Annotated in this window: 1 tRNA gene and 3 rRNA genes; all 4 read left to right on the top strand. The window is 65.3% G+C overall.

The window, feature by feature from the left end:
* A 16S ribosomal RNA gene (locus tag JUB13_RS30995) occupies positions 1-88 on the top strand; the annotation flags it as partial.
* 98 nt (positions 89-186) lie between these two features.
* Positions 187-302: ribosomal RNA gene (rrf, locus tag JUB13_RS30990) — 5S ribosomal RNA — on the top strand.
* Between the two features lie 26 nt (positions 303-328).
* A tRNA-Met gene (locus JUB13_RS30985) sits at positions 329-405 on the top strand.
* A 357-nt stretch (positions 406-762) separates the two neighbouring features.
* Positions 763-939, top strand: a 23S ribosomal RNA gene (locus JUB13_RS30980); the annotation flags it as partial.

Here is a 939-nt window from a genome sequence, read left to right as displayed (position 1 = left end):
GAGGCAGCCGACCACGGTCAGGTCAGCGACTGGGGTGAAGTCGTAACAAGGTAGCCGTAGGGGAACCTGCGGCTGGATCACCTCCTTTCAAGGAAGACGCCGGGCTCGATCTCCTCCCCCGGCGCCGTCGTCCTCGCATCCTTTCTCGAAACGCCGATCCCTTTACAATCGCATGGGGCCGGCCGATCCGGTGACGCGAGCGGGGGATGTCCCACCCGATCCCATCCCGAACTCGGCCGTGAAAGCCCCCAGCGCCGATGGTACTGCGTCTCAAGGCGCGGGAGAGTAGGTCATCGCCGGATCCGCCGGCCCCATGCGCAGAGATGGACGCGGGATGGAGCAGCCCGGTAGCTCGTCAGGCTCATAACCTGAAGGTCGCAGGTTCAAATCCTGCTCCCGCAACCAAACCGTTCCGCGGGGCGCCATGCAATGGCCCCGCGGTTTCCCCGGACCGGCAGCGAAGAAGACGGCGCCCCTGCACGGGGCGGCTCCTCGCGTCCCTCCGGGTTTCGCGGCCTCGGCCGCGAGGGATCTTTGACAAGTGAAGAAGACATCGTGACGACAGACCGAAAGGTCGTCCCGTCGCGGTCACGGCCCGAGCGGCGGTGGCGGAAACAGCATCCGGCGGATCTCATCCGCCACGGCTTCCGCACAGCGCAGCGTTGACGGCGGATCGCAGCCGGGAAGGCTTTCGGTCGGGTAGATGCATCTTCGAAGGAGGCCTGCGCTGGTTTTCCCATGCGCACGGCGTCCGGAGAGAGAGTTCAAGCAGTATAAGGGCATCTGGTGGATGCCTTGGCACTGAGAGGCGACGAAGGACGCAGCACGCTGCGAAAAGCCACGGGGAGCCGCGAGCAGGCTTTGATCCGTGGGTTTCCGAATGGGGCAACCCACCGCTTCGGCGGTATCCAGCGCTGAACACATAGGCGCTGGAGGCGA

It is taken from the genome of Arenibaculum pallidiluteum, assembly GCF_017355985.1.
Classification (GTDB): Bacteria; Pseudomonadota; Alphaproteobacteria; order Azospirillales; family Azospirillaceae; genus Arenibaculum; species Arenibaculum pallidiluteum.
The sequence above is the reverse complement of the archived record's forward strand: the minus strand, read 5'-3'. Positions and strand labels throughout refer to the sequence as shown.